Genomic DNA, 18488 nt, shown 5'->3' on the forward strand with positions numbered 1-18488 from the left:
CGAGAGCGCCGAGAGCTGGAGCGACGCAACGATGCGAAAAGGTCGCGTGCCTTTCATCCTCGCCTTCCTCACGCCGCCCCTCGCCCTCTACGTGGTCTTCGTCCTGTCGCCGTTCGTGCAGGGCATCCAGATCTCGTTCACGAACTGGACCGGGTTCACACCGACGTTCGACTACATCGGCTTCGCGAACTACATCGCACTGCTGCAGGACGCCGCCTGGTGGCATGCGGTGGGCAACAACCTGAAGTTGCTCGTCGTCATCCCGATCGCGACCCTCGCACCCGCTCTGATCTTCGCGTCCCTGCTCACCCGCGGCGGCGGAGGCGGAACTCGGGAGGGTCTGTTCGGCGCGAAGATCTACCGCGTCGTCTACTTCTTCCCGCAGGTTCTGCCGGTCGTCATCGTGGCGATCATGTTCCAGTTCATCTACAGCACCGATGGCGGACTGCTGCAGAAGGCGCTGGAAGCCGTTCGAGTCAACATGCTGGACGTGATCCCCAACGGCCCGCTGGGCAACCCCGGTGTCATCCTGTGGGCCATCGCCTTCGTGGCGGTCTGGGCGTCCATCGGGTTCTACATGGTGTTGTTCATCGCGGGAATGCAGCAGATCCCGCGGGAACTCTTCGAGGCGGCGGCGATCGACGGCGCCGGCCGCGTCCGCCTCTTCACCCAGGTCACGCTTCCACTCCTGTGGGGGCACGTGCAGGTCGCACTCGTCTACATCTGCATCAACACCCTCGACATGTTCGCTCTGCTGTCGGTGCTTGCCCGCAACGGCCGGGTCGCCGACTACGGCGCGGACGTCATGGCCACCCAGCTCTACCGCACGGCGTTCGAGTTGAACTCGCAGTTCGGGTACGCCTCGGCGATGGCGACGATGCTGCTCGTCTTCTCGCTTCTCCTTGCGGTGTTGACGTTCCGGGTGACCAGGCGCGAACGCCTCGAGTACTGACCTGTCTTCCCCCAGCTCCAGGAAGGAGAGTCGCGATGGGCTTCATGCCTCCGGCAGCGCCGGGTACGACCCAGACCGGCGAGGTCGAGCAACGCCTGGCCCCGCCACCGGCACCGCGCCAGCGATTCACCGGCGCGGCGGTCCTGGGCGAGGCGATTCCGCAGATCTTCGTGATCAGCTGGGCCCTGATGGTCATCCTGCCGATGGTGTGGGTGCTGCTGTCGTCGTTCAAGAACAACCGGGAGATCTTCGCGAGCCCCTTCGCGCTGCCGCGTGAGTGGCAGTTCTCGACGTACGCCGACGCCTGGGCGACCGCCAACATCGGAACGTTCTTCATCAACACGATCATCGTCGTGTCGTGCGGTGTATTGCTGACGCTGCTGTTGTCGTCGATGGCCGCGTACGTCCTTGCCCGCTATGAGTTTCCAGGGAGCCGGCTGGTCTACTACCTCTTCCTGGTGGGCATGACGTTTCCGTTGTTCCTGGCGATCGTGCCGCTCGTGAAGGTCACCCAGAACCTCGGTCTCCAGCAGAGCTTTCTCGGCCTGATCATCGTGTACGTCGCGTTCTCGCTGCCGTTCTCGATCTTCTTCCTCACCGCGTTCTTCGCCTCGTTGCCGAAGGAACTGGCGGAGTCGGCGTTCATCGACGGTGCCGGGCATTTCCGGACGTTCTTCCAGATCATGCTCCCCATGGCGAAGCCGGGGCTGATCAGCATCGGGGTCTTCAACTTCCTCGGGCAGTGGAACCAGTACCTCCTGCCCCTGGTGCTGAACCCGTCCAAGGACGAGCAGAACAGCAACTTCCTCCTGACGCAGGGGCTTGCCGATCTCGCACTGCGTACCCGCTATGAATCAAGTGCCACGTCGGTGGCGGAGATGTTCGCCGGTCTGGTGATCGCCATGATCCCGGTCCTCGCGGTCTACATCGTCTTCCAGCGCCGGGTCGAGGAAGGCCTGACCGCCGGAGCCCTGAAGTAACGCCGGAGCCCTGAAGTAACGCCGGAGCCCTGAAGTAACGCCGGAGCCCTGAAGTAGCCCCGACCCGGGAGGTAGGACGGGTCGAGGCCCTGGCCTGCCCGCGCGCGCTCTGTCCCGTGATCATGATCGTGATCAGGAAGGATCTGTGTACGTATAGACCGCTTTTCCTTCATGATCATGGAAGCGGGGCAGCCGCCGATGTCCGAGGCTGGACTTGCCCGGAACTGTCGCTCTCAGCTACGCTGGAAAGCGTTTTCCCTGGGAGATTCCGGGGTTTCCTGCCGGGCACCTGGCGCAAGGAGTCGGCCCGATGGGAGCTGCGGGTTACGCGTTCCCCGCGGAGACGCGAGTTCGGAGTGTTCGCGGGGGTGGGGACCGGAGGGCGGAGGAACGCATGGCCGTACGCGAGATCGGCATCGTCATGAATGGCGTTACCGGCCGGATGGGCTACAACCAGCACCTGGTGCGGTCGATCCTGGCGATTCGCGCACAGGGCGGCGTGGTGATGGCCGATGGCACCCGGGTCGTCCCGGATCCCATCCTGGTCGGGCGTTCGGAGCAGAAGCTGCGTGACATCGCCGACCGGCACGACCTCACCCGCTGGACGACCGATCTCGACACCGCGCTCAGCGACTCGTCGGCGTTGATCTACTTCGACGCCCAGGCCACCCGGCTGCGCGAGAAGTCCGTTCTGGCGGCGATCGCGGCCGGCAAGCACATCTACTGTGAGAAGCCGATCGCGGACTCACTCCTCGGCTCCCTCGAACTCGCCCGCGCCGCCCGGGATGCCGGCGCCCGCAACGGTGTCGTGATGGACAAGGTGTTCCTTCCCGGTCTGCGCAAACTCCGCCGGCTCGTCGACAGCGGTTTCTTCGGCCGGATCCTCTCGATCCGCGGCGAGTTCGGCTACTGGGTGTTCGAGGGCGACTGGCAGCCGGCGCAGCGGCCGAGCTGGAACTACCGCGCCGAAGAGGGCGGCGGCATCACCCTCGACATGTTCTGCCACTGGAACTACGTCCTCGAAGACATCGCCGGCCCGGTCAAGGCGGTCACGGCCCGTTCGGTGACCCACATTCCCCGCCGTTGGGACGAGCAGGGCAAGCCGTACGACGGAACAGCCGACGATGCCGCCTACGCGATCTTCGAGCTGGAGGGCGGGGTCATCGCGCAGCTCAACTCGTCGTGGTGCGTACGTGTCTACCGCGACGAACTCGTGGAGTTCCAGGTCGACGGCACCGAGGGCAGCGCGGTCGCCGGGTTGCGCAACTGCCGGATCCAGCACCGTGCCACGACTCCGAAGGCGGTGTGGAACCCGGACCTGCCGGCCACGGAGCAGTTCCGGGACCAGTGGCAGATCGTTCCCGACAACGCCGAGTTCGACAACGGCTTCAAGTCCGAATGGGAACAGTTCCTCCGGCACTGCTTCGACGACACGCCGTTCGCCTATGACTTCCTGGCCGCCGCGCGCGGCGTGCAACTAGCCGAGCTCGGCCGCCGGTCCTCCGACGAGGGTCGCCGGATCGAGCTACCAGAGGTGGGCCTGTGACCTCGGCAGCCGCCGGAGCAGTGTCGGTCGCCCTGCCCCGGGCGGACGGATCGCTCGAGACCTATCGCCTCGCCGAGCCGCGTAACTGGCAGCGTCCGGAGCGTCCCTTCTCCAGCCGGATCGCGTACGCCGCCGCTCACGTCGTCGCTGATCCGCTGGCCGACAACGCACCCGGCGCGCCGGCCCGACTCGACTGGGAGGCGACGCTTGCGTACCGCCGGCACCTGTGGTCCTACGGTCTCGGCGTCGCGGACGCGATGGACACCGCCCAGCGGGGCATGGGTCTCACCTGGGACACCGCCGCCGAGCTGATCCGGCGCAGTGCCGGCGAGGCCACCGCCCAGGGCGGCCTGCTCGCGTGCGGCGTCGGAACCGACCAGCTGCCGTGGCCGGCACCTGCCGAGGTCAGCCTCGACACCGTGATCGGTGCGTACGAAGAACAACTCGCGGTGGTCGAGGGCGCCGGTGCCCAGCCGATCCTGATGGCCAGCCGGCACCTCGCGGCGACGGCGCGGGGCGTTGAGGACTACGCGAAGGTCTATGCACGACTGCTCGGCCAGACGACGACGCCGGCGATCCTGCACTGGCTGGGGCCGATGTTCGATCCGGCGCTCGAGGGTTACTGGGGCGCGGTCGACGTCGACGAGGCCACCGACGCGTTCGTCGCGATCGTGCGTGAGCACGCCGCCCGAATCGATGGTGTCAAGGTCTCCTTGCTGGATGAGAATCACGAAGTACGGCTGCGATCCGCGCTGCCCGGGGGCGTACATCTCTACACCGGCGACGACTTCAACTATCCGGCGTTGATCAGGTCCGGATCCGATGCCCTGTTGGGGATCTTCGACGCCATCGCGCCTGCCGCGGCCACGGCGCTGGCGGCTCTGGACCGCGGTGATGCCGAAGCCTATGACGAGGCGTTCGCGGGGACGGTGCCCCTGTCGCGGCACCTGTTCAGTGCGCCGACGTACTACTACAAGACCGGAATCTGCTTCCTGGCCTGGCTTTCCGGGCATCAGAGGGGGTTCTCGATGGTCGGCGGGATGCAGAGTGCGCGCAGCGTTCTCCATCTGGTGAAGGCGTTCCGGCTCGCGGACCAGGCCGGTCTGCTGCCGGATCCGGACCTGGCGTGCGTGCGGATGCGGGAGTTCCTCACGGTGCAGGGAGTCGGCTCGTGAGTGCCACGCCGACGCCGGCAGAACGCACCGCCGATCCGCGACTCGCGCGGCTCTCGCTCAACCAGAAGACCACGAACCGTTGGAGTGTGGCCGAAGCGGTCGACGGTTGCGTACGCGCCGGGATCCCGGCGATCGGCCTGTGGCGCGAGCCGGTGCAGGACACGGGGCTCGACCACGCCGCCAAGCTCGTTCGGGATGCCGGCCTGCGGGTGTCGTCGCTGTGCCGTGGCGGTTTCCTCACCGCCGCCGACCCGGTGGAACGTCAACGTGCTCTTGACGACAACCGGCAGGCGATCGACGAGGCGGCGACGCTCGGCGCACCGTGTGTGGTCCTGGTCGTCGGCGGGTTGCCGGAGGGCTCGCGGGACCTGCCGGGCGCCCGGGCGCGGGTGGCCGATGCCGTTGCGGAGTTGGCGCCGTACGCCGGTGAGCATGGCGTACGCCTGGCACTGGAGCCGCTGCATCCGATGTACTGCGCGGACCGTGCCGTGCTGTCGACGCTCGGACAGGCGCTCGACCTCGCCGAGAAGTTCCCGCTCGACCGGGTGGGCGTGGTCGTCGACACGTTCCACGTCTGGTGGGATCCGACCGTCTGGGCGCAGATCAGCCGGGCGCGGCTGCGGATCGCGTCGTTCCAGGTCTGCGACTTCAACCTGCCGATCCCGTCCGACGCGTTGCTGGCGCGCGGCATGATGGGCGACGGCGTGATCGAACACCGGCCGTTCCGGGTCGCGGTCGACGAGGCGGGCTACACCGGCGACATCGAGGTGGAGATCTTCAACGCCGACATCTGGGCGGCCGATCCCGATGAGGTGGTCGCGACGATGGTCCAGCGCTACATCGACCTCGTTCTCTGAGCGACCCGCGGTACCGGGCCCCCTCAGGTGGCTTTGAGGACGCCGAGCAGCCGGGTCACCTCGCGGGCGACGGCCGCGCGCCCGGGTGCGAGGTACTTCCGGGTGTCGACGACGCTCGGGTTCGCCGCGAGGTAGTCCCGTACCGCCGCCGTGAACGCCTGGTTCAGCGCCGTCGCGATGTTCACCTTCGTCATCCCGGCCTCGACGGCGTGGGTGAGGTCGGCCTCGGGTACCCCGGACGAGCCGTGGAGCACGAGCGGCACAGGTACGACCCGGCGGTGCGCGGTGATCAGGTCGAAGTCGAGTGAGGCGGTCTTCTCCAGCATCGCGTGGGACGTGCCGACGGCGATCGCCAGCGCGTCGACGCCCGTCGCCTCGACGTAGGCGGCGGCCTCGTCCGGATCGGTCCGGGCCCCGGGCGCGTGCACGCCGTCCTTGCCGCCGACCTCACCCAGCTCCGCCTCCACGAAGACCTCCCGCTCGTGGCAACGCGCCGTGACCTCGCGGGTTGCGGCCACATTGTCGTCGTAGGAAAGGACCGACGCGTCGAACATCACCGAACCGAAGCCCAGCGTCACCGCCTCCCGCACCAGCTCCGGATCGGTCGCGTGGTCGAGGTGGACGGCGACCGGGACGGAGGCCTCCCTGGCCACCGCGAGCGTCGCGAGGGCGAGGGGTTCGAGTCCGCGGTGGTACTTCACGGCGTTCTCGCTGATCTGCAGGATCACCGGAGCGCCCGCGTGTTCGGCGCCGGCGACGAGGGCCTCGGCGTGTTCGAGCTGGATGACGTTGAACGCACCGACGCCGCGGCCGGTCTCGGCGGCATTGCGGACGATCTCACCGGTGGGTGTCAGCGGCATGTGCGGCTTCTCCTTCGCAAAGTCCGTGCCAGGCTCTTCAGCGGGCAGCGCCCGGTTCGCCGGTCACCCAGCAACCGCGCCGCATCACGGCGACGACCGCGAGGTCCGCGTCGAGGACGACCAGATCCGCCAGCAGTCCCGCCTCGAGGGCGCCCCGGTCGGCGAGCCCGAACACTCGCGCCGGAGTCGTCGCCGCGACCCGCGCGGCCTGTTCCAGCGACAGCCCGACGTCGTGGACGGCGAAGCGGAACGCCCCGCCCATCGTCAGCGTGCTTCCCGCGATCGAGTCGCCGCCGGCCAAGCGTGCCACGCCCGCCTTGACCTCGACGGACTGCTCACCGAGGCCGTAAACGCCGTCGCCCATCCCGGCGGCCGACATCGCGTCGGTGACGAGAGACACCCGGTCGACGCCCGCGGACCGCACGGCGAGTCCGATGGCGGCCGGGTGCAGATGGATGCCGTCGGCGATGAGCTCGACCGTCACCCGGGAGTCCTCGAGCAGGGCGCCGACCGGCCCGGGCGTGCGGTGGTGCAGCGGTGGCATGCCGTTGAACAGGTGCGTACCGACCGTCGCCCCGCGGTCGACGGCCGCGAGGACGGTGGCGTAGTCGGCGTCGCTGTGTCCGACGGCGGCGACCGCGCCCGCGTCGACGATCTGGCGTACGGCATCGAGCCCGCCGGGGAGCTCCGGCGCCACCGTCACCATGGTCACGCCCCCGCGGCCTAGCCGCAGCAGGTGGGCGACCTCCTCGCGCGCGGGTGGACGGAGGACCGCCGGATTGTGCGCACCCCGGCGGGCGGTGCTGAGCCACGGCCCTTCGAGGTGGATGCCGGCGAGGAGGTCGTCGCTCACGAGGTCCGCCAGCGCGGCGACCTGGCGGTGAAGCTCGTCCGCGGTCGTGGAGATGAGACTCGCGAACGTCGTTGTCGTGCCGTGCGCGCGGTGGAAGCCGACGACCGTCGCCGTGTCCTCCGGGGTCGCCGAGAGGTACGACGCACCTCCGCCGCCGTGGACGTGGGTGTCGACGAAGCCGGGTACGACGATCCGGCCGGACAGGTCCAGGTCCACCGCCGTCGGCGCGACCCCGGAGCCCACTGACGTCAGACGGTCACCTGTCACCTCGAACCAACCGGGATCGAGGACACCGGCGGGAGTCACGACCCGCGCGTTGGCCAGCACCGTCACGGCGTCGCATCCTTTCCCACGTCTCCCACGTCTCCCACGTCTCCCGCGTCGCTGTCGGGACCTGCATTGTCCCCGGTGAGCCGCCAGGCGAGCAGCGCGGCTCCCAGGCACCCGGCCTGGTCCCCGAGCGCCGCCCGGGCGATCCGGGGCCGGCGCTGGAACGTCAACCGCTTGTCGAGTTGCGCCTCCAGCGGCGCGAGGAGAAGGTCCTCCGCCTCGGCGAGTCCGCCACCCACGACGACGACCTCCGGTCCCAGCAGGGTGACGGCCGTGTGCAGGACCGTGACAAGCGCCGACACCGCCTCGTCCCAGACCACGCGGGCCACCGGGTCTCCACTGCGTACGGCCGCTGCCACCCCGGCGGCGCCCGCCACCTCGACTCCGGCGCGGGCGGTGTACCGGCGGGCGACCGCCGCCGCGGAGGCCACCCGTTCCAGGCAGCCACGGCCGCCGCAGCCGCAGGGATCGCCGTCGGGTTCGACGACGATGTGCCCGATCTCGCCGGCATACCCACCCGCGACGATCGGTCGGCCGTCGACGATGCAGCTGGCGGCGATGCCCGTCCCGAGCGCGACGAAGAGGACGTCGCGCGAGCCGGCCCCGGCTCCGAGAACGCTCTCGGCGAGCCCACCGGCGCGTACGTCATGACCCAGTGCCACCGGCAACCCCAGGCGCTCCCGCAGCAACGTCGCCAGCGGGGCGTCACGCCAGCCGACGTTGGCCGCGACCACGGCGACACCGGCGGCTTCGTCGACGATCCCGGGAACGACGAGTCCGGCCGCGGACGGAGCCGCGAGCCCCGCTCCGTGGGCTTGCCCCGACAGTGTTTCGAACGCCGTACCGATCTGGTCGACGACCGCGTCCGGACCCGCTTCGACCGGCGTCGGAAACGACCGGCGGAACCGGACGGTACGCCGGGAGTCGACCAGCGCGCCCTTCATCGTCGTACCCCCGACGTCGAGGGCGACCACGCACCTGGTCACGAAATGCCGGCTCCGCTGGCAGGGGACAGGACGACGGAGAAGCTGAGGTTGCGAGGGCGGTCGGGGTCGAGCGACTTGGCGGCGCCGATCTCGACCGCGAGCCGCTGGATCCGGATCAGCTCGGCAACCGGGTCGCTCTGTGGTTCGGACACGACGAGCGCGCCGAGTTTGCGGATCTCCTCCACGAGGCCAGCCGGAGGAGCGCCGAGGAACCACACGACCGACGACGTGTCGGTGATGCTGATCGGCCCGTGCCGGTACTCCATGGCGGGGTAGGCCTCGGTCCACGACAGCGACGCCTCGCGCATCTTCAGCGCCGCCTCGTTGGCGAGGCCGATGGTCCAACCGGTGCCGAGGAAGGTGAACTGCCGGCGTTCGACGGCGCCGGCCGGGAGCGGGGCGGCGACGGTGGTCTCCGCGTCGGCGATCGCCCCCTCGAGGTCGATGCCGAGGTGCGCGCGCAGCAGGGTCAGCGCCGACGTCGCGAAGCGGGTCTGCACGACGGCGTGTTCCTCGGCGAAGTTCAGGACGACGGTCTCGTCGGCGAGATCCACCATCGGCGCCACTGGATCAGCGGTGAGGGCGACGGTGGGGACGTTCCCGCGGAGCCTCGTCAACTGGCTCAGGACCTCGGTCGTGGTGCCCGAGCGGGAGAGCGCGACCACCCGGTCGTAGCGGCGTCCCTGCGGGAACTCGGTGGCGGCGTACGCATCGGTCTCGCCGTGGCCGGCGGCCTCACGCAGGGCGGCGTACGACTGACCGATGAACAACGAGGTGCCGCACCCGAGAATCGCGACCCGCTCGCCGGGACGGGGGAGCATGGTCCCGGTTTTGTCGGCGAGCATGACGGCCTGTCGCCAGCAGTCGGGCTGGCTGGCGATCTCGTCAGTCACAAACGGCATGAGCACCCCAAAGCTCGAGTTTTTTGGCTCGCCCGAGCATAGGGCATCAGCTCGCTCGTTTGTGCATGTTAGGGACGATAAGCGATCAGTGTTGTGCAGATTTGTCGCGGAGTGTAGATGATCCCGCGTCGGTGACACTGTCAGTGGCGATCAACTGCCAGTATTTGCTGGACGAAAGAATCGACACGAGATTCGAAACGGGGGCCTGACGTGTCGACGCCTGGGCGCCGGGGATGTGCCGCTTCGTGGGGAAACCCACGCGTTTGTGTCGTGGTTCCGAAACTATCTGCAGCTTCCTGCGCGCCTCCGGGCGCGTCTACGCACCTTATGATCGGTTGCCCGGAAATACGCGCAGTTTCAGGCATGGGGCGGTGACCATGAACCGTTACGAACGGTTGAATGCGATTCTTGAACTGGTCGCCGAACGCAGCCAGATCGACGTCGAAACTCTCGCGGAGGAACTCGACGTCTCGACGGCGACCATTCGCCGCGACCTCGATCATCTGGCGCAGCAACAGTTCCTCACCCGCACCCGTGGCGGTGCGGTCGCGCACAGCGTCGCCTACGACCTGCCGCTGCGCTACAAGACCGCGCGCCTCGCCAGCGAGAAACAACGCATCGGCAAGGCCGCCGCAGACCTCGTGACCGCCGGGATGGTGATCGGGATCAACGGTGGTACGACCGCGACCGAGGTGGCCCGCGCCATCGCCACCCGCAGCGACCTGCGCTCGCCCAACGGCGGCCGCCGCGCCGTCACGATCGTCACCAACGCCGTCAACATCGCCAACGAGCTCACCGTCCGGCCGCACGTCAAGATCGTCGTGACCGGAGGAGTCGCCCGCCCGCAGTCCTACGAACTCGCCGGGCCACTCGCGACCCACATCCTCGAAGGCGTCAGCCTCGACATGGCGATCCTCGGCGCGGACGGGATCAGCCCGGAGCACGGCGCGAGCGCCCATCACGAGGGCGAGGCCATGATCAACCAGTTGATGGCGGCCCGCTCCCGCCAGGTCGTGGTCGTCGCCGACAGCTCCAAGATCGGTGCGCAGGCGTTCGCCAGGATCCGGCGTACGGAGGAGATCGATCTGCTGATCACCGACTTCGGCGGACCCGAGGAGTCGATCCGGCTGTTCGAGGAAGCCGGCGTCAAGGTGATGCGGGTCTGACGGAACGCCGGTCTGACGGATGCCGGTCTGACGGTCCTGCCAGGCTTGCCCCAAGACCGCGGCTGGCTCCTCGGTGACCGGCAACCCCGCTTGTGCGAATGTGACGCGGATGTGAACGGCACTCTTCGCACTTGTCACGTCCGCCGGACATGCCGCCAATGGTTCGGCCGACACAGGAATCCGCCGCAATACCTCGTTGTCAGATGGGCGGCTCCCGCGTACGGTCGGGCGTACACGGGAAAGGAGGTGGTCCAGCGCATGCATAGCTCTGGGACTCGTGAGGTGGCTGTCCGCTAGCCGCCGTTCCATTTGAGGACCGACTGCCGACTACCGGCGCGTCCCGATGGCACCGTGTTCATACCCGCACCCTGGTGGGCGGGTTCCCTTATGTCAGGGGACCCGGAACAACGAGTGCCGGACGGCGGCCGGCGAAACCAAGGCAGCCACCCGACCCGCGGGCGCTGGAACTAGTCCCCCCAGCACACAAAGCCCGCGGGTCGCCTCATGCCCGGATTCTTCTTACCCGCATGGGGTTCCGAGATCCGGTCGTACGCAGATCTCACGGGGCCAGGCGCTCGATCCGCCAGCCGCCGCCGGAACTCTCCCGCCGGTACCGCACCCGATCATGAAGCCGGCCCTGGCGTCCCTGCCAGAACTCGTAGGACTCGGGTCGGATGCGGTGGCCGCCCCAGAAGTCCGGCAGGGGGATCTCTGTTCCTTCCGGCCAGCGCGCCTCGAGGTTGGCGTACTCCCGGTCGAGGGTCGCCCGATCAGGGACCACGCTGGACTGCCGGCTCGCCCACGCTCCGAGCTGGCTGTCGCGCGGCCGGGACGCGAAGTAGCGGGCGGACTCGTCCCGGCTCACGATGCTGGTCGTACCGCTGACCCGGACCTGCCGCTGAATGGCGTGCCACGGGAAGACGAGCGCGGCGCGCGGGTTGGTCGTGAGGTCGGCGGCCTTGGCCGACTCGAGGTTGGTGTAGAAGGCGAAGCCGCGTTCGTCGAGACCCTTGAGCAGGACGGTCCGCGCGGACGGGATGCCGTCGGCGGTCGCGGTCGCGAGCACCATGGCGTTGGGTTCGGCGATGTCGGCTTCGACCGCGTCGGCGAGCCACTGCTGGAACTGCACGAGCGGGTCGGACGCCAGGTCGGCTTCGTTCAGTGGCCGGTCGGCGTACCGGCGGCGCATCGCGGCCAGTGGCGACTCACTGCCTGATCCCTGTTCCACGAGCCACGACCCTAGCGCGACCCGCCCAGGTGATCATGAAACGTCGCCGAGCGCCATGTCCGGACCCCTTGGTGATCAGGCACCGGACGGGGGCGGGGCACCTGGAGCGATGGAACCGCCTGAGACAATGAACGCTCGTTTCTTCCGTTCCGAGAGGTGGCTCGTGACCGACGCAGTTGATCGCATCGTGATCCCCGCTGACCTGAAGCCGGCTGATGGCCGGTTCGGCTCGGGACCGTCGAAGGTCCGTCCCGAGGCGGTGGACGCCCTGTCCGCGGCGGCGACCTCCCTGCTCGGCACGTCCCACCGCCAGGCACCGGTCAAGCAGCTCGTCCGCCGGATCCGCGAAGGGGTCGGCGCGCTGTTCGGGCTGCCCGACGGCTACGAGGTCGTGCTCGGCAACGGCGGGACGACCGCGTTCTGGGACATCGCGGCGCACAACCTGCTGCGCTCGCGAACCCAGCTGCTCTCCCATGGCGAGTTCGGGTCGAAGTTCGCGGCCGTGGTGTCGGGCGCACCGTTCCTCGACACCCCCACGATCGTCAGGACCGAGCCGGGGACACTGCCGACGCCCTACGCCGAAGAGGGTGTCGACGCGTACGCCTGGCCGCACAACGAGACGTCGACGGGCGTGATGTCACCCGTCCACCGGGTCGATGGCGCCGCCGATGACGCCTTGCTGCTCATCGACGCGACGTCGGGGGCGGGGGGCCTGCCGGTCGACATCGCCGCGACGGACGCGTACTACTTCGCGCCGCAGAAGTGCTTCGCCGCCGACGGCGGACTCTGGGTCGCCGTCCTGTCGCCGCGGGCGCTGGCCAGGGTCGACGAGATCGCCGCCTCCGGCCGCTACGTCCCGACGTTCCTGGACCTGCCGACGGCGATCGACAACTCCCGCAAGGACCAGACGTACAACACGCCTGCCGTGGCGACGCTGATCCTGTTCGCCGAGCAGCTGGACTGGTTGCTGGCGCTCGGCGGGCTGGAGGGCGCGGTCGATCGTACGTCCGACTCGTCGAGCCGGCTCTACACCTGGGCGGAGAAGTCGGAGTATGCGACGCCGTTCGTCGCCGACCCCGATGCCCGCTCGCTCGTGGTGGGGACCGTCGACTTCGAGGCGGCAGTCGACGCGGCGGCGATCGCGAAGGTCCTCCGCGCCAACGGCATCGTCGACGTCGAGCCCTACCGCAAGCTCGGCCGCAACCAGCTGCGGGTGGGGATGTTCCCGGCGGTGGACCCGGCCGATGTGGAGGCGTTGACGGTCTGCATCGACCACGTGGTCGAACGCCTCGGCTGAGCTCAACGGGCGGAGGCCTACCGGCTCAACCGGGCGCTCACCGAGTGAACGTCGGTGCTGGGGCAGGTGCTCCCCATGTGCCGCCCGCGCCGGCGTCGAGTTCGCCTCGGTGGTTGTCACCCAGGCGACGATCTGGTTGTCCGGCAACCTGGGCGGCGGCGGTCTCGGGTGTCCCGGCCACGAGGCCGGCAGTGACCACGACGATGGCGGCGGCAAGGGAGAAGCGGCGACGAGGGTGCCGGTTCGTGCTGATCCGCCGCGCCCGGCTCCGTCGATGCTTGGGGGACCCTGTCTGGTGGCGACGCATTGTTACCCTCCCCGCCCCCGGCAAGCGCCGGAATGCACACCACCGCGCAAGGCGAGAGGTGTTGCTGATGCCGATCTGTTCCCTATGTCAGGTATGACCAAGAGTAGTTAATCACGTACGAAACGTAAAACGATCGCCCGATCCCCCTCGGGGCTTTCCCCCGTCAGGAACCGCGTCGTCCGGCGACAACCGTGAACGCACCAGATCCGGGTCCTGCTGTCGCCTTCAGCGTGAGGTCAGGAGTCGGACGGTGAAGGCGTCGCCTGTCGGCGCGGTCTCGATGTGGTCGCACATCCGCCGGGCGAGCCACAGTCCGTGGCCGGGAGCCATCCGCCGGTCCTCGAGAGGCACATAGCCCGCGAGCGGATCGTCGAATCCGCCACCGTGGTCGACGACCGTGCTGAGGAGTTGGTCATGGGCGGCCCAGAGGCGCACCTCGACCGGTGGTCGGCCGTGCACGAGGGCGTTGCTCGCGACCTCGCTGAGGGCGTGGACGAAACCCTCGACCTGTCGCTCCGGGAACGTCGTACTCGCCAGGGCGGTCCCGTAGGCGACGCGGCGTAGCTCGGCCAGGTCGGTGAGGTCGTCCGTGGAGAAGCTGGGAGTGGTCTGTTCCAGCACATGTGGACCGATCGACGGCAGCTGCCGGAGGAACTCCGCTGGTTCGACGTAGTGCGGGTTGGCGGTGCGTTCCCGATCGGGCGTGACGACATGGGGATGGGTGAGCCTCGCGAGCTGGAGTACCCCTTCGGGTTGGCGTTCGATGTGGTAGAGGCACACGTTCCACAGCGGATAGTTCGCGAGTGCCAGGTTGGCGACCGCCTCCCAGGTGCTCCACCAGGCCCACTCCCTCGGTGTCGCGCCGAAGTTGATCTCGCCCATCAGCCGGATCCGCCGGGCACCGGACCGGAGTTCGCGGCGGAACACGGCCGCCGACTGGGCGATCGCCTCGGCTGGACGGCCGGCAGTGCCGACGCGGGGGACGACCTGGAGGCGTGGGTGGTCGCCGAGCGCCCCGGTCAGCAGCCTGTTGTGGTGCGTACGGCAGGCAAGGATGACGGACTCGTCGTGGTCAAGAGCCTCGGACAGGAAGGGCAACGCCACCGGCAGCAGTTCGTCGTCGGAGCTGTAGAAGAGGATGTCGTGGACATATCCTCCCGATCCTGGCTCCACCATCACGCCGCTCCGCTCAGCTCGAAATGTTCGATCTCGTCGATACCGAGCACGCGCAGGAACCACTCGGTGTCACCGGTCGGTGCCCTGAGCATGACCCGCCCGCCCGCGTCCCGAAAATCGGCGGTGCCCTCCACCAAGGCGCGGGCGGCCGCGACTCCCATGAAGTTCACCGAACTCAGGTTGACCACCAGGCGCTCTGATGCGCTGGCGGAAACGACCTTCAGCAGGAGTGTCAGCAACGTGTCGTTGGTGACGTCGAGTTCGCCGGCGACGACCATTCGGCCGGCATCCATCCCGGTGATCAGATGCGCTGTTCGGATCTCACCGGCGTGCAGTTTGACGGCAATCTCCAAGACGGACGCATCCAGAATGTTCGCGCGATATTGACACAACGCCGAGAACGGATAATGGCGACAATGATCGTCGAGCATCTTCTCGAGATCTGCTTGGGCGCCGTCGAGGACATCGCCGACCGGGGGAGAGTCGACGGATATTCGGGCGGCGCGATAACCCTCTGCCAATGCCTTTTCGATGATCTCCCGCGTTCGACCGGGACGACCGAGATCCTGCGGTGACTCAATGCTCAGCTGGCCGTCGTCGAGCGCGGCGGACACGTCGATCCCCTGCTCTGTCAGGGTTTCGGCGATGTCCGGCGGAAGGGACATCTCGACCTGGCCGTAGATGACCTTCTCGCCCTGGACGAGACCATGGCGGATCCAGGCGACCAGGAAGGTCTTCCGCTCTGGCTCTGTCCTGTGCAGGAGCAGGAGATGGCCATCCCAGCCGAGAGCGCCCTGCGGTTCGTCATCCAGCACCACGGCGACCACGCAAGTGGAAAGCGAGTGCCTGTTATTGCTCAGGCGACGTACTCACTCTACCCGCGGCGATCGTCAGGTGTTCCGAGTGAGTTGTACCCTCGCGGCTTTGTGCGGTCGGGGCGGGCTTGGTACCGGTGGCGCCCAAACGGGTCACTCGGCGGGATCGTCGTCGCGGAAGAGCCGCCTCGGCGTCGGTGGTTTCCGGTAGTCGTCTCGCCAACTCGGCCGGCGTGACGCCGCCTCGGCCGGATCCTCCCCCCACGGGGTATCGGGGCGCTGCGGTTCGGCCCAGGGAGGTGGGCCGGCGTCCGATGGCCCGTCGTCGCGGGGCCGTCCACCCTGCGGCGGTCCCTGCTCCCAGGGCAGGGCGCTGGACTGCCGCCACGGCAGGCTCGGCTCGGGCGCGGGATCCCAACCGGGAGGTGAGGCCTGAGAGCCGGGCTGTCCGGAGGGGGCCGGGCCGTTGTCCCAGCTCATGTCGTTGTCCGGCCGCGGCGGACTGTGCCAGCCACCGTCCTCCCACGCCGGGGGCGCGGGGATGCTGTCACGCGCGTATGCCGCAGTCGGCTGGTCGACGTAGGCCGGTTGCTGGTCCTGTTGGCCCGGGGACCCGTCCTGGTAGCGCGACGGGTCCTGAAAGGGCGAAGCGTCCTGGTAGCGCGATGGGTCCTGATAGGGCGAAGCGTCCTGGTATCCGGGGGAGTCGCTCTGGAACGGCGGCGGGTCCGCGTACGCCGGCGGCGTGTCCTGGTAACCCGGTGGCGGGTCGTTGTAGGCCGGTGACTGTCCGCCGTAGGGCGTCGGCGGGTCCGCGTAGGCCGGCGGTTGGTCCTGGTAGCCCGGGACCGGGGGCGAATCGGCGTAGGCGGGTTGGTCGCGGAAGCCGCCCGGCGGGTCGGAGTACGCGGGTGCGTTGTCGCCATGGGCCGGGGGTTCGCCGTAGGGAGGGCGATCGCCGTAGGCGGGGGGTTCGCTGTACGCCGGCACGTCGCGGTAGCCGGGAGGCTGGTCGTGGCGACCGGCGGGTTGGTCGGCGTATGCCGGTGGCGCGTCCTGGAAGCCGGGCGGCGGGTCGTTGTACGCCGGCGGCTGGTCGGAGTAGTCCGCGTACGCCGGCATGTCGCGAAAGCCGGGAGGCTGATCCGGATAGTCCTGCAGATCGTTGCCCTGCTGCCCTCCCGCGGACCAGGACGGGTCCGGCTCGGGACCGGCAACAGCGCCGGCAACGGCGCCAGCCCCCGCCTGGTCCGGCGGCCAGGGTGCCGCGGCCGGCGGACCGTCACCGTGATCGCCCCAGCGGCCGGGTCTGTCGTCAGGCGCCTCCCATGACGGGACCGGCTCCCGGTCGTCGTCGCGCCACGGCGGGCCGTCAGCCTCGTCGCGCCACGCGGGTGCGCGGTCGTCGTCGGGCCAGCGCCCGGGCACGCCGTCGTCCTCAGCCGCCCACGGTGCCTCCCGCGGGTCGTCGGCGTAGCGGAGCCGGTCCGCTCGAGCGACGTCGTCGAATTCGTCGAGGTCGTGGCTCACCGGGGCCTGGCGATCCCGCACGCCACCCGGGGCGACGGGCCGCCGCCGCGCACGCGGGAAAGCCACGATGCCGGCCAGGAGCGCGGCCCCGAGCACAAGTGCGGGGATCCACCACGGGATCCCTCCCAGCAAACCCTTCACACCGGACCCACTACCCGCCTCGGTGCCTTCGCCCGCACCTTCGTCGCCAGCATTTTCGCCGGCGGGGTCCTTGGTCGCCGTGGCGCTCGGCTTCGGGGGCGGCGGCGCCGTCGACGACACCGTGTAGACGGCCGATCCCGCGCCTTCGCTGCCGGCGAAGAACTGCTTTCCGTCGGGGCTGACCGCGATCGACTCGCCCTGCTTCTGCCGCGGGAGCCCGACCGTGCGGGTGACCTTGCCGCTGGGGAGTTCGATCACGTACGCCTTGTCGTACGTACGAAGGACCGCACCGGAGCCGTCCGGCAGAAAGGCACCGTCGGTCACCACCGGTGGCGCGTCGCCGACCTTGGTGAGGGTGCCGGTCTCGCCGGGGACGGGTTCTTCCGGCGCGGCGTAGATGCCGCCGCCGTCGGGTGACTTGGTGACGACGTAGATCTGTCCGGTCTCTGGATGGACGAGGATGGCCTCGGCGTCATGCGGACCGTCTTCGTAGGCGAAGGGGTACCTGCTCCACTGTTCGCTCGTGTCACCGAGCTCCTCCGGTTCGCGGAAGCGGTAGAGCGTGATGGTCTCCCGCGCGCTGTCGTTGTCGCCGATGTCCCCCACCCAGATGCGTCCCTCCGGCCCGGTGGAGATCGCCTCCCAGTCCTCGGGTGTCACCTCGCCGAGGGAGACCGTGGCGACGACGGCGCCGGAGCCGTCGAGGCCGAAGACCATCGCTTCGCCGCCGGAGTCGTTCATCGTGTAGAAGAGGTCGGGGTGCTTCGTACCGACCGTGAGGCCGCTCGACTCCGTGATCCGCTCATCGCCGATGGTGAACGCTTCCTTCGGTGCCGGCGGATCCTCGGCGAGTGCCGGAGTGCCGAGGAGTACCGACGCTCCGACCAGCCCCGCCACGAGGGCGGCAGCTGCCGTTGGACGATGTTGACGCTGGCCTGTCAGCTTCGAGATCACGACCGCAGCACCTCCGCGGGGTCGGGCTCCAGGGACCGCGCAAGCGCGGGTGACACCCCCCACGCGGAGCCGATGCGCCGGTGGTCGCTGACCATCTCGGCGGAGGCGTCCGCGCCGGTAGCGAACCCGCGGAGCAGGTTGCGCGGCATGTGCTCCGAATCGACGAACTCCATCACATCGACCCCGCAACCCACAAGCCGTGGCTTCGCTACGTGAAGACCCTCGGTGAGCACATCGGTCAGCTTCTCACGAAGAATGCGCTTTCGGGCGGGAGGGGACAGGCCGGAGGCGGCGACCGTCCCAGCATGCGGGTCCCGCGAAGCGGGATCTCCCGTCCTCGGGCGTCTCCTGCCGGCGTGGGATCGGCCGACGTTCCGGCTGCTGGCGGTCCACCGACAGCGCTGTCGGTGGCCCCCCGACCGCTACCGGGGGG

16 protein-coding genes are annotated in these 18488 nt (G+C 69.0%); 7 read left to right on the top strand and 9 right to left on the bottom strand.

All coding sequences use genetic code 11. The annotated features are described in order from the left end of the window. The first annotated feature begins 46 nt into the window (after positions 1-46). From ABN028_RS00390 to ABN028_RS00410, 5 genes are all read left to right on the top strand, one after another. On the top strand, positions 47-952 hold the full coding sequence (locus ABN028_RS00390) for a carbohydrate ABC transporter permease (RefSeq protein ID WP_349695162.1): 906 nt from the start codon (positions 47-49) through the stop codon (positions 950-952). Positions 953-987: 35 nt separating this feature from the next. Further along, on the top strand, positions 988-1932 hold the full coding sequence (locus tag ABN028_RS00395) for a carbohydrate ABC transporter permease (RefSeq protein WP_349695163.1): 945 nt from the start codon (positions 988-990) through the stop codon (positions 1930-1932). A gap of 310 nt (positions 1933-2242) precedes the next feature. After that, positions 2243-3478: a Gfo/Idh/MocA family protein gene (locus ABN028_RS00400; protein ID WP_349329656.1), complete on the top strand. Its 1236-nt coding sequence runs from the start codon at positions 2243-2245 to the stop codon at positions 3476-3478. Beyond that, complete coding sequence (locus ABN028_RS00405) at positions 3475-4653, top strand: dihydrodipicolinate synthase family protein (RefSeq protein ID WP_349695164.1); 1179 nt, start codon at positions 3475-3477, stop codon at positions 4651-4653. The genes ABN028_RS00400 and ABN028_RS00405 overlap by 4 nt, the downstream gene beginning before the upstream one ends. Further along, positions 4650-5510 carry a sugar phosphate isomerase/epimerase family protein gene (locus tag ABN028_RS00410; RefSeq protein WP_349695165.1) on the top strand — a complete coding sequence of 287 codons (861 nt, stop codon included), beginning with the start codon at positions 4650-4652 and terminating at the stop codon, positions 5508-5510. The genes ABN028_RS00405 and ABN028_RS00410 overlap by 4 nt, the downstream gene beginning before the upstream one ends. A gap of 23 nt (positions 5511-5533) precedes the next feature. Here the strand turns inward: ABN028_RS00410 and ABN028_RS00415 are convergent, their stop codons facing one another. The 4 genes from ABN028_RS00415 to ABN028_RS00430 are packed head-to-tail and all read right to left on the bottom strand — an operon-like array spanning position 5534 to position 9441. Further along, positions 5534-6370: a class II fructose-bisphosphate aldolase gene (locus ABN028_RS00415; RefSeq protein ID WP_349329653.1), complete on the bottom strand. Its 837-nt coding sequence runs from the start codon at positions 6368-6370 to the stop codon at positions 5534-5536. Positions 6371-6407: 37 nt separating this feature from the next. Beyond that, positions 6408-7556 (bottom strand): N-acetylglucosamine-6-phosphate deacetylase, encoded by a 1149-nt coding sequence (gene nagA, locus ABN028_RS00420; RefSeq protein WP_349695166.1) that lies wholly within the window; start codon positions 7554-7556, stop codon positions 6408-6410. Further along, complete coding sequence (locus ABN028_RS00425) at positions 7553-8539, bottom strand: ROK family protein (protein ID WP_349695167.1); 987 nt, start codon at positions 8537-8539, stop codon at positions 7553-7555. The genes nagA and ABN028_RS00425 overlap by 4 nt, the downstream gene beginning before the upstream one ends. Next, positions 8536-9441 (bottom strand): SIS domain-containing protein, encoded by a 906-nt coding sequence (locus tag ABN028_RS00430; protein WP_349329650.1) that lies wholly within the window; start codon positions 9439-9441, stop codon positions 8536-8538. The genes ABN028_RS00425 and ABN028_RS00430 overlap by 4 nt, the downstream gene beginning before the upstream one ends. 377 nt (positions 9442-9818) lie before the next feature. Between ABN028_RS00430 and ABN028_RS00435 the strand changes: the two genes are divergently transcribed. Then, entirely contained in the window at positions 9819-10607 is a 789-nt protein-coding gene (locus ABN028_RS00435) for a DeoR/GlpR family DNA-binding transcription regulator (RefSeq protein WP_349329741.1), read from the top strand. A gap of 559 nt (positions 10608-11166) precedes the next feature. Here the strand turns inward: ABN028_RS00435 and pdxH are convergent. After that, positions 11167-11835, bottom strand: a complete 669-nt coding sequence (pdxH, locus tag ABN028_RS00440) for a pyridoxamine 5'-phosphate oxidase (RefSeq protein ID WP_349329649.1) — start codon at positions 11833-11835, stop codon at positions 11167-11169. Between the two features lie 163 nt (positions 11836-11998). Between pdxH and serC the strand changes: the two genes are divergently transcribed. Continuing rightward, positions 11999-13132: a phosphoserine transaminase gene (gene serC / locus ABN028_RS00445; protein WP_349329648.1), complete on the top strand. Its 1134-nt coding sequence runs from the start codon at positions 11999-12001 to the stop codon at positions 13130-13132. Between the two features lie 532 nt (positions 13133-13664). Here serC and ABN028_RS00450 read toward each other — a convergent pair. The 4 genes from ABN028_RS00450 to ABN028_RS00465 all read right to left on the bottom strand — a co-directional run bounded on the left by ABN028_RS00450 (position 13665) and on the right by ABN028_RS00465 (position 18228). Beyond that, positions 13665-14615, bottom strand: a complete 951-nt coding sequence (locus tag ABN028_RS00450) for an anti-sigma factor RsbA family regulatory protein (RefSeq protein ID WP_349695168.1) — start codon at positions 14613-14615, stop codon at positions 13665-13667. Next, positions 14615-15433, bottom strand: coding sequence for an MEDS domain-containing protein (locus ABN028_RS00455; RefSeq protein WP_349695169.1), 819 nt, complete (start codon positions 15431-15433; stop codon positions 14615-14617). The genes ABN028_RS00450 and ABN028_RS00455 overlap by 1 nt, the downstream gene beginning before the upstream one ends. A 150-nt stretch (positions 15434-15583) precedes the next feature. After that, positions 15584-18055: a YncE family protein gene (locus tag ABN028_RS00460; RefSeq protein ID WP_349695170.1), complete on the bottom strand. Its 2472-nt coding sequence runs from the start codon at positions 18053-18055 to the stop codon at positions 15584-15586. After that, complete coding sequence (locus tag ABN028_RS00465) at positions 18052-18228, bottom strand: hypothetical protein (protein WP_349329643.1); 177 nt, start codon at positions 18226-18228, stop codon at positions 18052-18054. Before ABN028_RS00465 ends, ABN028_RS00460 begins: the two co-directional genes overlap by 4 nt. Positions 18229-18488: the final 260 nt, after the last annotated feature.

It is taken from the genome of Actinopolymorpha sp. B17G11, from assembly GCF_040196095.1.
GTDB lineage: Bacteria > Actinomycetota > Actinomycetes > Propionibacteriales > Actinopolymorphaceae > Thermasporomyces.